The organism is Streptosporangium sandarakinum (genome assembly GCF_050942225.1).
Classification (GTDB): Bacteria; Actinomycetota; Actinomycetes; order Streptosporangiales; family Streptosporangiaceae; genus Streptosporangium; species Streptosporangium nondiastaticum.
The window spans coordinates 4609655-4622030 of the sequence record NZ_CP192034.1 but is presented as its reverse complement, the minus strand read 5'-3'; the positions used below and the strand labels follow the sequence as shown (position 1 = coordinate 4622030).

At 73.4% G+C, this 12376-nt stretch carries 13 protein-coding genes; 2 read left to right on the top strand and 11 right to left on the bottom strand.

Going from position 1 to position 12376, the window contains the following annotated elements:
* Window positions 1–4 precede the first annotated feature (4 nt).
* Window positions 5–160, bottom strand: coding sequence for a hypothetical protein (locus tag ACQP10_RS21755; protein WP_399500896.1), 156 nt, complete (start codon window positions 158–160; stop codon window positions 5–7).
* Between the two features lie 95 nt (window positions 161–255).
* Window positions 256–450 (bottom strand): hypothetical protein, encoded by a 195-nt coding sequence (locus tag ACQP10_RS21750; RefSeq protein WP_433539603.1) that lies wholly within the window; start codon window positions 448–450, stop codon window positions 256–258.
* On the opposite strand from ACQP10_RS21750, the gene ACQP10_RS21745 reads away from it, so the two are divergent.
* Window positions 431–1474, top strand: coding sequence for an MFS transporter (locus ACQP10_RS21745; protein WP_433539602.1), 1044 nt, complete (start codon window positions 431–433; stop codon window positions 1472–1474). The genes ACQP10_RS21750 and ACQP10_RS21745 overlap by 20 nt on opposite strands.
* A 101-nt stretch (window positions 1475–1575) precedes the next feature.
* On the opposite strand, the gene ACQP10_RS21740 is transcribed toward ACQP10_RS21745, so the two are convergent.
* From ACQP10_RS21740 to ACQP10_RS21715, 6 genes are all read right to left on the bottom strand, one after another.
* Complete coding sequence (locus tag ACQP10_RS21740; protein WP_433539601.1) at window positions 1576–2451, bottom strand: alpha/beta fold hydrolase; 876 nt, start codon at window positions 2449–2451, stop codon at window positions 1576–1578.
* Entirely contained in the window at window positions 2448–3041 is a 594-nt protein-coding gene (locus tag ACQP10_RS21735; RefSeq protein WP_433539600.1) for a TetR/AcrR family transcriptional regulator, read from the bottom strand. The genes ACQP10_RS21740 and ACQP10_RS21735 overlap by 4 nt, the downstream gene beginning before the upstream one ends.
* Window positions 3042–3487: 446 nt before the next feature.
* Window positions 3488–4942: an alpha/beta hydrolase family protein gene (locus ACQP10_RS21730; RefSeq protein WP_433539599.1), complete on the bottom strand. Its 1455-nt coding sequence runs from the start codon at window positions 4940–4942 to the stop codon at window positions 3488–3490.
* Between the two features lie 244 nt (window positions 4943–5186).
* Window positions 5187–6017, bottom strand: a complete 831-nt coding sequence (nadE, locus tag ACQP10_RS21725) for an ammonia-dependent NAD(+) synthetase (protein ID WP_386149527.1) — start codon at window positions 6015–6017, stop codon at window positions 5187–5189.
* Window positions 6018–6384: 367 nt separating this feature from the next.
* Entirely contained in the window at window positions 6385–7731 is a 1347-nt protein-coding gene (locus ACQP10_RS21720) for an APC family permease (protein ID WP_399500898.1), read from the bottom strand.
* A 163-nt stretch (window positions 7732–7894) separates the two neighbouring features.
* Complete coding sequence (locus ACQP10_RS21715; RefSeq protein WP_346022206.1) at window positions 7895–8737, bottom strand: SDR family oxidoreductase; 843 nt, start codon at window positions 8735–8737, stop codon at window positions 7895–7897.
* Between the two features lie 253 nt (window positions 8738–8990).
* Here ACQP10_RS21715 and ACQP10_RS21710 point away from each other — a divergent pair, with 253 nt between their 5' ends.
* Complete coding sequence (locus ACQP10_RS21710; protein ID WP_346022205.1) at window positions 8991–9464, top strand: MarR family winged helix-turn-helix transcriptional regulator; 474 nt, start codon at window positions 8991–8993, stop codon at window positions 9462–9464.
* 122 nt (window positions 9465–9586) lie between these two features.
* Here ACQP10_RS21710 and ACQP10_RS21705 read toward each other — a convergent pair whose 3' ends face one another.
* The 3 genes from ACQP10_RS21705 to ACQP10_RS21695 form a co-directional block, all read right to left on the bottom strand.
* A complete protein-coding gene (locus tag ACQP10_RS21705; protein ID WP_433539598.1) occupies window positions 9587–10504 on the bottom strand; it encodes a ClpX C4-type zinc finger protein in 918 nt (305 codons plus the stop codon).
* Window positions 10505–10699: 195 nt separating this feature from the next.
* Window positions 10700–11851 (bottom strand): hypothetical protein, encoded by a 1152-nt coding sequence (locus tag ACQP10_RS21700; protein WP_389998659.1) that lies wholly within the window; start codon window positions 11849–11851, stop codon window positions 10700–10702.
* Window positions 11848–12366, bottom strand: coding sequence for a SigE family RNA polymerase sigma factor (locus ACQP10_RS21695; RefSeq protein WP_346022202.1), 519 nt, complete (start codon window positions 12364–12366; stop codon window positions 11848–11850). Before ACQP10_RS21695 ends, ACQP10_RS21700 begins: the two co-directional genes overlap by 4 nt.
* Window positions 12367–12376: the final 10 nt, after the last annotated feature.

Genomic DNA, 12376 nt, shown 5'->3' with positions numbered 1-12376 from the left:
TTAATCAGGAAATGAACGGAGCGACCATATAGTTAACTGTGGCGTGGATCACATTCGGGGCGTCGGCGAGCGTGCGCAACCGGTCAGCGATCTGTCCCCGCACCCCGTCGCGCTGATGGCGGCCGAACAACCGGCAATCGGCGGCGAAGACCGTGGTCATGACCACCCGGACTCATGGCAATGCGCGATCGAGAACGGGCACACCGTGATGATGGACGTGCGACATGGCCGAGTCCGGGTGCGCGGGTGTGATCGTCAAGCTTGGAGGAGGGGGACCGTGAGGATCCAGGCGAGCCATTCCTCGTACTCGGCCTCGGTCCACTCGCAGACCTCGGTCGGCTTCTCGAAGTTCTCCGTCGAGGTGAGGACGTACATCTGCTCGGCCAGCGGGGAGGCGGCGAACCGCAGCCGCCCGGACGGCAGGCCGCCGATGTCGATCCTCAACGTCATCCCCTCATCATCGCCGGCCGCACGCAGCACGGTCGTGGCGGCGTCGATGCTGGTGCGGGTGCTGGGCGTGGCGCTGCTGCTGGCCGCCCCGGCGGGGCACGTCTGGCTGTTCACGACGGCGGCGCTCTTCCTCGGCATCGGCAACCAGGCATGGCCGGCCGCCCATGCGGCCCTCGTGGCCACGGTCGCCCACGGCCGCGAACGTGACGCCGCCCTCGCGGGAGGCCGCGCCCTGCGCAACGCCGGCCTGGGCGCGGGCGCCCTCCTCGCCACCGCATGCCTGGCGGGCGGCGTCACCGCGTTGCGGGCGCTGGCAGCCGTCACCGGGCTCGCCTATCTCGCCGCGGCGGCCTTGGCATGGTCGGTCCACCTGCGCACGCGTCCGGCCGCCACTGCGGCCGAGGACGGGGCCGGTGGGCCCGCACCCCGGATGCGCACGCTGCCGGCCGCCAACGTGGTCTACGTCTTCTGCCTCAACGTCCCCGAAATCGCGCTCCCCCTGGTCCTGGTGACACAGTTGCACGCATCCCCGGTGTGGCCGGCGGCGATCTTCGTGGCGAACACCGTGCTGGTGGTCACCCTGCAGGTTCCGGTCACCGTCCTGATGTCCCGCTTCTCCCGGCGGACCGTGCTGGCTCTCGCCGGCGTGGTGCTCGCCGCGTCCTACCTCGGCTTCCTCGTGGCCACCTCACTGGGACACGGCTGGGGCGCCCCGGCGGTCGCCACGGTGTCCGTGGTCTGCACCATCGGCGAGATCATCTATGCCGGCAGCGCCACCGCGCTCGTCACCGCCCTCGCCCCGGCCCATCTCCTGGGACGCGCCCTCGCCCGCTTCCAGCTCTCCACGGGCTTCGGCCTCGCCGTCTCCCCGGCGGTCATCACCGCCCTCGCCTCCCACGGCCCGGCCGCCCTCTGGGGCGGTCTCTCCGCCGCGACGCTCCTCTCCGCCTCCGCCGTCGCCGCCGAGAAGGATCGGGGAACGCGGCTCAGCGGTTGCCGCCGCCGGACGCGAGCAGGCTCGTGAGCTCGGCGATACGCCGCGCCTTTCCGGCAATGAGGTCGCGTTCCCCGTCCAGGATCGTCCGGTGCTCGACGAGTTCGTCACGTAACGTCACCGGACGGGATTCAGCCGCCCAGCAGCTTGCGCAGCAGCTCGCCGAACTCGGCGGGGTGCGTGCTGAGGCCCGTGTGCCCGCCGGGGAAGCGGACGAACTCGGCGCCGAGCCGTTCGGCCAGGAAGGCGGCGCAGCGGTGGGGCAGTTCGCCGTGCGAGTCGGCTCCGCCCGCGAGGACGAGCCGGTCCGACAGGGCCGCCAGGCGCTCCACGTCCGGGGTGTAGGCCATGAAACCCGGCACGATGCGTCCGAGGAAGTAGGGCATGTCGGCCATCGTCCGCTCGACGCGGGCCGCCGCCCGCGGCGTCAGCCCGGCGGTCGGCGGGGCCGGCGGGGTCGCCGGGGTCGCCGGGGTCGCCGGGGTCACGGTGGGTGCGGCGCCGGACGGCCTGAGGCCGGCCGCGAAAACGGCCGCCGCGGGCATCAGCCCTTCCCTGCGGAAGGTGTCCTGGACGCGGGCGAGCATGGCGCGGTGCTCGGCGGCGTCCGGCAGCACCTCCACCACCGGCGGCTCGTGCGCCACGACGCGTTCGACCCGCTCGGGGCGGGTGGCCAGCAGGTGCAGCGCGACGATCCCCCCCGAGCTGCAGCCGGCCACGCGGGCGGGCGCCTCCGGAGACAGCAGGTCCAGCAGCCGGAGCGCGTCGTCGGCGTGCCGGGCGACGTGCTGCGGCGCCTCCGGGTCGTCCAGCGGGCTGCGGGACAGGCCGCGCGGGTCGTAGGAGACGACCGTGCGGTCGGCGGCCAGGTCGTCGGCGACGTCGTCGAAGGACGCCGCGCCGCCCGTGCCGCCGGGGATCAGCAGCAGGAGCGGGCCCTCGCCGCGCACCTCGTAGTGCAGGGTCGCGCCGTCCACGCGCAGGCGGCCGATGGTGGGGGGAGTCATCGTGGGTCTCCTTCGTCGGGTGCGGGCCAGTGCTCCAGGAGCGAGTGCAGGGCGTCCAGGCAGCGGACCCAGGACTCCTGCGCGGGGCGGGCGTGCGCGAACCCGCCCGCGGCCTCCAGGCTGACGAAGCCGTGCAGCGTGCTGCGCATCAGCCGGACCGCGTCGGTCAGGTCGGGCTCGGTCAGCGCGTAGGCGCGCAGCATGCTGTAGGTCAGCTCGATCGCGCGGCGCGGCCCGGGGGCCCGGGCCAGGAGCTCGGGATCGATCTCCATCGGGATCTGCGTCGCGGTGTAGCGGCCCGGGTAGTCGTGGGCGTACGCCCGCCAGGCGTCGGCGTAGGCCACCAGCGCGTCCTTGCCGGCTCGCCCGGCGGTGGCCTCCGCGATGCGGATGGTCTTCTCGTCCGCCCCCAGCAGGGCGATCCGCCCGCGCAGGTCCTCCAGGCCGCGGACGTGCGCGTAAAGGCTGGCGTCCTTGACCCCGAGCCGCCGCGCCACCGCCGACATGGTCAGGTGGTCGAGCCCGACCTCGTCCGCCAGTTCGGCGGCGGCGAGCGTCACCCGCTCCGCCGTCAACCCGGCCCGCATCATGCGCGCCCCGCCCTTCTCCTAGAGATGGTCGACTGAAACTAATACTCCTAGTTTTTTCCTAGGGGTTCTAGGATAGGCATTCGGTGACACGCCCGTCAACGCCGCCTCCTCCCGCGCGGGACGATCGCCGGGAGCCGGCGCGACTCCCGCCGTGAGGCCGTACGGTGGCCGGGATCCGGGGTCGAGGAACCCGGGAACAGCCATTGGCGCCAGGAATGATCTACGGCGAAGCGTGGCGTCCGGCTTCGGCGTCCGATCGCCTCACCCGGAGGTCTTCGGCCCGCGGATGATGCGGACGACCAGGCATATCCGGCTTCGGTGCCTACGTCTGTCAAGGTCATGCCGCACTATCGTTGCGGCATGACCACCCCCGCGGCGGAGGTCGACATCGGCGAAGACCTCGTTGACCGTCTGATCCGCGCCGCCGGCTGCCGCGGCACGGCTGATCAGCGGCTGTTGTCCGGGTGGTGGACGCTGAGGTCGCCGTAGGCCGACAGAACGCCGGCCAGGTCACCGGGTTTGTGCCGCAGGGTGGTGTCCAGGAAGGCGAGAGTGGCCGCGGCGACGACGCGCGGGCTCTCGGCGCGGCCCAGGGAGCCGGCTATCGAGGGCACAGGCGGCAGGTACAGGGGGCCGTCCATGAAGGTGAGGTGTGCGGCGCCGGGAACGGTGAGCCGGTAGCTCGTCGCGGTGCTGAGCTTGAGGGCCTCGGTGAGGCGGGGTATGTAACGCGGGTCGGTTCCGGGGGTGATGGCCTGGGTGAGCGCGAGCGCCGGCTGGTGGAGGGCGGGGGAGGTGGGGCCGTGGGGGTAGCCGTCCAGATCGATGACGGCGTCGAACCGGCGGTCCTGCCGGGCTGCCTGCAGGGCGGCGGCACCACCCATGGAGTGGCCGGTGACCGCGACCCGACCGGTGTCCAGGCGTCCGGTCAGCGGGCCGGTGAGCTCACCTCGGTCCAGACGGTGCAGCTGGGTGAGGACGAATCTGAGGTCGGCGGCCCGGACAGCCGTCCAGCCGGCCGCCAGCTCGTCGTCCCTGTCCCGGTCTCCGGTGGAGGCGATCTTGGCGTGAATCGTTCGGCCGTCGGCGAGGACGACGGCGGCGGAGTCGTACGGGTGGTCGAGGGCGGCGACCACATAGCCGTGGCCGGCCAGTTCCTCCGCCCAGGCGGTGTTCTGGGTACGCACTCCGCCCGACCCGGGAGAGAACAGCACGACCGGGAACCGTTCGCCCCCAGCGGCCACCGGGGCGTTGAAGACCGAATGGGTGCGGGCACGCGGGACGCCGTCGACCAGGAAGCCGGGCAAGCCGACCTCGCGGGTGAGGGCGTCGGAAACGGTGCGCGCCTCGTGCTCCGTGCGTCCGAGGTACTGGGCCCGCTGCGCGCCCGCGGGGCTCTTCCGCGCGGGATACCAGAGCTGGACCACGACCGTGCGCCGGTCGTGCGGATCGGCGGTGAAGCTCTCGGGGCGGCGTGGGTCGGTCCACTGCACCACGCGGGTGCCGACCGCGAAACGGCCCGACGGCTCGGGGAACACGGGTACGGGAAAGGCCCAGGCCGCCACCGGACCCGTGGCGATCAGGCCGGCGCAGGCCACCGACCCCGGCAACGCCAGCCACCATCGGGCCCGCCACGCCGGCCGGCCGGTACGGCGTCGCAGCAGGGGAGAGAGGGCGAACGGCAACGCGACGGCAGCGCCTGCCAGTACCGGCAGCATCTGCCAGCGGATCCCCACCACACTCAGCACGATCGCGGCCGGCACGAGAACCGCCCCCGCCGCGATCGTGACGCGTGGGCGGGCAGCGGGGGGAAGCCAGCGCGCCACCACCAGCGCGACGGCACCCAGCAGGGCAAGAAATTCCAGAGGGGACATGTACAGCCCCACGATGATCTCGGCCACCCGGCCATCTTCGGGGCGGGGCACGCGATGCCACATCCATCCCGGGTCGTCATCGCATGCGACCGGAGTCGCACCCGGGCATCTCGCCTGTGCGACCGGAGTCGCAACAACGGCGATGTCCTCGGCCCCGGGCGTCACCAGCGCTACATGATCGTCCGACGTGGCCGTTACGAGAAGTGTGGTGCCGCATCAAATCCCGGCCCCGGCGGGCACGGGTACGGCCCGTGTCCGCCGGGGGAGCGGATCAGGGGGCGATCGGCGGCCGGCGCTTGTGCTCGGTGAGCCGGTAGCGGCGGGCGATCGTCTCGAAGGCGGTCTCGTCGACCGGCTTGCCCTCCAGGAAGTCGTCGATGTCGTCGTAGGTGACGCCGAGAGCCTCCTCGTCGGGCCTGCCCGGGCTCAGCGTCTCCAGGTCCGCGGTCGGGACCTTGCCGACCAGCTCCGGCGGCGCGCCCAGGGCCTGCGTCACGGCCCGCACCCGCCGCTTGGTGAGACCGGCGAGCGGCACCACGTCGGCCGCGCCGTCACCGAACTTGGTGAAGAAGCCGGACACCGCCTCGGCGGCGTGGTCGGTTCCCACGACCAGCCCCTCGTACGCGCCCGCCACCGCGAACTGAACGATCATGCGCTGCCGTGCCTTGATGTTGCCGTGCACGAAGTCCTGCTGGTGGGCGTCGCGGAAGACCATGTCGCCGGCCAGCAGCGCCTCCAGCGCGGCGTCGCTGGCGGGCTTCACATCGACGGTCAGGACCCGGTCGGGCTCGATGAACTCCAGCGCCAGCCGCGCGTCCTTCTCGTCGGCCTGGTCACCGTACGGCAGTCGCATCGCGTAGAACGTCGCCTCCCGCCCGGCGGCGCGGACGCGTTCGACGGCGAGCTGGCACAGCCGGCCCGCGGCAGTGGAGTCCACCCCGCCGCTGATGCCCAGCACCAGCGCGCGCAGGCCCGTGGAGGTCAGCTGCGCGGCGAGGAAGGCCACCCGGTGCTCGATCTCCTGCTGCGCGTCGAAGGACGCGCTCACGTGGAGATCCCGGGCGATCTCCTGCTGGAGGGACATGGGGGCCGGATCGGTCACGGTGGCTCCTCGGTCGGGCCCGCGGGCCCTTGGGCGGGGGTCGGCACGCGCCGCCGGGCCGGGACCCCGGGCGCGCGCAGGGGACGTAAGCACTCTAGGGGAAGGCCGCGAAGCCCTGTTCGGGGCAGGGGACTCGCCGAGACGTCCCCGGTCCCGGAGCGCCACGGGCGAAGTCCGATGACGGTCGCCTCCCTCCGGGAGAGGCGACCGGCACGGACGGCGCCCGCGCGGATTCCCCGGAGTCAGCCGCACCTTTCCGGATGGGGGCCGTCCAAACATGCACGCGCCGACCGGCGGTCACCGCTCGCGCCGCTTCGCCCGTCCTCCTCGTGATGCACGGGCACCGCTACGGCCGCGCGGGCCGTGCTCACGGGGCCGGCCGGTCCCGGTCGCCGTCCGCGACGGCCGCCGCCCGGCGGCGCAGGACCAGCCACCGGCCGGTCAGGCCGACGGCGAACATGACCGCGCCGGCGAGCACCGACCGCCAGGGCAGGGTGGCGACCAGGACCAGGCAACCGGCGACGCCGAGCAGGTTGAGCCGGCGCGGCCACCGGCGGTCGGCCGCGGGCTGGGTGAACGCCGAGGCGTTGGCGACGGCGTAGTAGACGAGCACGCCGAACGAGGAGAAGCCGATCACGCCGCGCAGGTCGGTGACGGCCACCAGGACGCAGACCACGACCGCCAGGGCGATCCCGGCGTGGTGCGGCGCCCGGTGGCGGGGATGGACGGCGGCGAGCCCGCCGGGCAGGTCGCGGTTGCGGGCCATGGCCAGGACGGTACGGCCGACACCGGCGATCAGGGCCAGCAGGGCCCCCAGCGCCGCCAGCGCGCCGCCCGCCCGCACCACCGGGGCCAGGAAGCCTGCGCCCGCCGCCTCGACCGCGGTGGTCAGCGGCGCGTCCGAGGCGGCGAGCCGGTCCGGCCCGGCGGCCAGCAGCGCCGCGACCCCGACCACCAGGTAGACGGCCACGGCGATGAACAGGGCGATCGGGATCGCCCGCGGGATGGTGCGGCGCGGGTCGCGGACCTCCTCGCCCATGGTCGCGATGCGGGCGTAGCCGGCGAAGGCGAAGAACAGCAGCCCCGCGGCCTGCAGGACGCCGTAGACGCCGCCCGTGGCCAGGTCGCCGCCCAGATACGACGGATCGGCGTGGCCGCCCGCCGCGATGCCCGCCACCACGACGGCCAGGGCGGTCAGGCTGGTGGCGACGAGCACCCGGGTGAGCAGGGCCGTCCTGGTCACGCCGCGGTGGTTCAGCGCGGTCAGCCCCAGCACGGCCGCGACGGCCAGGGCGCGCTGCGCCCACCAGGGGCCGGGCAGCGCGTAGGAGGCGAAGGTGAGCGCCATGGCGGCGCACGAGGCGGTCTTGCCGGCCACGAAGCCCCATCCGGCGATGAACCCCCACCAGTGGCCCAGGCGTTCGCGGCCGTAGACGTAGGTGCCGCCGGAGACGGGGTAGGCCGCCGCCAGTTGCGCGGAGGCGACCGCGTTGCAGTACGCGATCACCGCGGCGATCAGCAGTCCGAGCAGCAGGCCGGCGCCGGCGGCGCGCGCGGCGGGGCCGAACGCGGCGAACACGCCCGCCCCGATCATCGATCCGAGCCCGATCACCACCGCGTCGCCGGTGCCCAGCCGGCGCGCGAGACGGTCACCGCCGCCCTGGGACCGCCGGGCCGGGTCGGGTACGCCACGGGGCCGTGGTCGGGACGCCACCGCCACCTCCCCGGCAGCCGTTCGTCGAATGGATCAGATGTATCGTCCCACGGCCTCGCCGGGCCGGTCAGCTCCGGTGTCCGGGCGGCTGTGCCGCGGTTTCGCCCCCCGGCCGTCCGGCCCGCGAACCGCGCGGCGGAGCGGAGTCGTGACGCCGGGCGTCCTACCTCCCGGGCGACGGGTGGCCCGCCCGGAAGTCGCCGACATGGTCCCGGACCCAGGTGGCGAAGGTGCGCGCGGGGTGGCCGGTCAGCTCCGGCACGGCCCGGGTGAGCTCGACGGGGCGTCCGTCGCCGGACTGCCACCAGTCCAGCAGCGAGTCGGCGTAGGAGGCGGGGATGTGCCCGGCCGTCTCCCGCTTCCATTCCTCGCGGGTGACCTGCCGGAAGGGGATGGGCCGGCCGGTCACCCGGCTCAGGATGTCGATCTGCTCGGCGAAGGTGAGCGACTCCGGGCCGGTCAGGGTGTACGGGCGCCCGCCCAGGCCGGGATCGGTGAGTACGGCCAGGGCGGCCTCGGCGACGTCGGCCTCGTGGATCGGGTCGCTGTGGGAACCGGGGAAGGGCAGGCTGATCGGCCGGCCCGACCGCAGGCTCCAGCTCCACGCGAGCGCGTTGCCCGCGAACGAGCCCGGCCGCAGCGACGTCGAGCGGATGGGGGAGGCGTCGAGCGCCCTCTCCGCGTCCAGGTGGGACTTCGCCAGCAGGTTGTCCTCGGGGTCCGGAGTGAGGACCGAGGAGGACGACAGCAGCACGATGTGCTCGACGCCGGCGCGGGCGGCCTCCTCGGTGAACGCACCGGCGTGCGACGGCTCGGCGTACAGGAAGACCGAGGTCACGCCCTTGAGCGCGGCGGCGAAGGTGGACGGGTCGGTGAGGTCGCACCGGACGGTGTCCGGGCCGTCGGGCCGGCTGGACGCCGCGCGGACGGCGAGGCCGCGCTCGCGCAGCAGGCCGGCGAGGGTCCGGGCGACGGCGCCGCGGCTCCCCGTGACGAGAACGGTCATCTCGATGGTTCCCTTCGGTGACGGTGTGCCGGGGTCGTGCGCGGCGTGAGCCGCACGAGACCGCAGCGGACGAGGGCGGCGCGTCGCCGCACCTCGGCGATCCGGGCGGCGGGCCCGGAGCCGGAGGTGAGGACATGCGTGTCCTTTTCGGGAAGCGCATAGAATGCGACGCGACGCAGACTCTTCGTTGGAAAGAATCTGTGTCACGAATAATCTGCGTGACGCAGATAAATGTGGGGCATGGAGGTGCCGAGTGTCAAACCGATCGGAGTTGCTCGCACGCGTCGTGGGGGAGAGCCAGCGGCACTACGCCGCCTACACGCTGTTCAACCAGGCGATGGCCGACCGGATCGGGCTGCACCCCACCGACGTGCAGTGCATCGCGCTGCTCGACCTGGAACCCGGGCCGGTGACGACCGGGGAGATCGCCCGGCTCACCGGTCTGGCGTCAGGATCGGCGTCCCGGCTGGTCGACCGCCTGGAGAAGGCGGGCTTCGTACGGCGCCTGCCCGACCCGAACGACCGCAGGCGTGCCCTCGTCGCCCTGGCCCCCGACGCGGCCGGGCGGCTTGAGGAGGCGTGGGACACCCCGGGCCGGGCATTCGGAGCGGTGCTGGAGCGCTACACCGACGAGCAGCTGGAGATCATCGCCGACTATCTCCACCGGACCGCCGAAGTGGGCCGCGAGCAGGCCCGACGGCTGTCCTCCGAGACGTCGCAGCCGTAGTCCGCCGACGGGGCGGAGCGCTCGCCCCGCAGCCGGAAGCGGCCACGCCCCCGCCGGGACGGCGGGGGCGTGGCCCGGTGCGGCGCGGACGGCGGGAGCCTCCACGCGTGTGACGCCCTCGGTCAGTCCTCTCCGGAGAATCTCTCCCAGGCCGACTGCCGGGTCATGTCCAGGGCGGCGCCAATCCTGGACCAGGTGACGCCCCGGTCGCGCAGCCGGTCCACCCAGACCCGCAGGCTCGCGTCGACCTGGGCGCTCACGGTGGCGACGCGCGGCAGGAACTCGAGGATCTGCTCGTCGGTCATGCGGTCCGGCCAGGGGATCTCGGCGTCCGCCGACGGCTCGGCCGGCGTGTCGAGGATGGCGTTGCACAGCCCCACGCACTCGTTGCAGATGTAGACGCCGGGGCCGGCGATCACCTTGTCCACGTCGGTCTTCGGCTTCGCGCAGAACGAGCAGCAGATCCGCTCGTCGGCCAGGGATGAAGCGGTCATGCGGTCCTCCGGGGTGACGGTTGTCAGGGTTTTCCTGACGGATACTCGCGACTCTAGAACGTCAGGGGCATCCTGACAAGCGATGGCACCGCTCCGCCGCGCGCGCCCACCCGGAGTCTCCTCGGCCGCGGGGTCGCCGGCGAGCGCGCGGGCCGCCGCCGCCTCGTCGTCGCTCCAGCCCCAGTGGCCGTCGTCCCCCTGGCGGGCCTGCTCGTCGATCCACCGGTTGTGCGCCTCCCAGGCGGCCTGCTTCGTGGCCCCCAGCGCGGCGCCGATCTGCGACCACGAGGCGCCGGCCCGGCGGGCCGACCGTACCGTGAGCTGGCGCCCCTGGCCCGCCTTGCGGGCGATCACCTCGCCGAGCGCGAGCAGCTCCAGCGCCTCCTCCCGCGCCAGGGGGGCCGCGGCCGGGTCGAGCGGTGCGGTCTCGGGGTCGTCGTCCTCCTCCGGAGGCGACGCGAGGGCTTCGCGGGTGCGCAGCGCGTCGTACCGCGCGACCGCGTTCAGCAGCGTGAACCGGCGTTCGAGTTCCTCGGGAGTCGTCATGGTTCCGAGTATTTCGTCAGGCTGGCTTGACGTCAAGCCAGCCTGACGAAAGCGTGCCGTACCCGCCGCGGACGCGGCCGGGAACCGTCCGCCGGGAGCGGTGGACGGCATCACCGCCCGAACCACGCCGCTCCGCGGGACACGCCGTTCCGCCGGGAAGGCGGCACCGCATCCGGAGAGACCGGGAGCCGCCGCTCAGCCGCTCGCGACCCCGGGCAGGACCAGGAGTCCCCCGGGCTTGCCCGGAGGGTGATCGGCCAGCCGGCGGGCCCGCCCGGTGCCGATGTCGACGCTGTAGACGTGCGTGCCCTTCCCGTGCAGCGCGAAAAGCGTGAGCTCCGATCCGCTCCGCCAGGGGCCGGTGGCGATGACGCCCGCTTTCTCCGGCAGACCGCGGACGGCCACCTTCCGCGGCGCGCGCCCGCCGGCGGTGTCGAGCAGGGAGAGCTTTTGCTTCTGGAGGTCCTTCATCTCGGCGGCGGCGACCGTACGGCCGTCCGGGGCGAGCTCGCTGAACATGATGTACGTGCCGGCGAAGCGCACCGGCCTGCCCCCGCCGGTGACGGGCATCAGCCACAGATCGGTCTTGACGTACCGGACCAGCTCGGCGACGCCGTCCTTGATGCTGACCGGTTCGTACTCGCCGGGTATCCGGACGGTCTTCCCGGTGCGCATGTCGATCAGCAGCCCGGGTTCCTTGCTGCCCTCGCGCGGATCGAACACCACGTGGCGGCCGTCGTCGGAGACCACGAGCATGGAGCCGATGCCGATGCGCTCCTCCCTCACCGTCACGGGAGACGTCACCTGCGAGCCGTCCACCAGGTCGCGCACCACATGTGCCTGGGCCTGCCGGCTGTAGTAGGCGAGCATGCGCCCGTCCCGGCTGATCGCGACGGGGACGCGGCGTTCCTGATCGTTGAAGGCGAGGGCCTGCGGCAACCGGTAGGTCGTGCCGGAGCGGGTGACCACCCGCCACTCGACGGCCGCGCAGTCGACCGTTTTCCGCTCCCGGTCGACCTCGCAGGACGTCCGGTAGGCGTAGGCGAGCGGTCCCACCCGGCCCCCGGGCAGATCGGGCACGGCGGCCTCCGTCTGCGGCGTCGCGGCCGCGTCGTGGGACCGGAGCGGTGCCGCGGCGGCCTCCGTCCGCCACGCCGCGGCCACGCCGTGGGACCGGATCGACGTCACGGTGGCCGTCGTCGCGCCCGCCACCGTGACCACCGTGGCGGCGGCCAGCAGCGCCGTGACGCGCCGCCGGCGTCGATGGCCCGCCAGGGCCAGGTCGGCCAGGTCCACCGTGGGCGCCTCCTCGGCGATGCCGTTCAGCGCCCTGCGCAGTCTCGTCACCGCGCCACCTCCTGAAGGTCGTAAAGGGAGTCGGGGCCGGCCAGCTCGGGTGCGAGCGCACGCAGGCGGGCCAGCGCGTGGTGGGTCTGGCTCTTGACGTTGCCGACCGAACAGCCGAGCGCCTCGGCCGTCTGCGCCTCGGTGAGGTCCTCCCAGAAACGCAGCACGATCACGGCCCGCTGCTTGCGTGTCAGCTTGGCCAGCGCCTGGCGCAGCATGATCCGGTCGAGCGTCTCCTCGTCGTGGGAGACGCCGTGCTCGGGCGGGTCGGCGCTCGGCGCCTCCGGCCGCGGCCGGCGTCGCCATGAGATGTACTGGTTCACCAGGGCCCGGCGCGTGTACGCCTCGGGGTTGCCGTCCCGGGCCAGCCCGGGCCACTTGCCCGCGATCTTGACCAGCACGCTCTGCAGCAGGTCCTCGGCGAGATGAGCGTCTCCCACGAGTAGGTACGCGGTCCGCATCAGCGCCTGCTGGCGGGCGAGCACGAACTCGCGGAAGCCGTCGTGACGATCCAATGTGATCTCC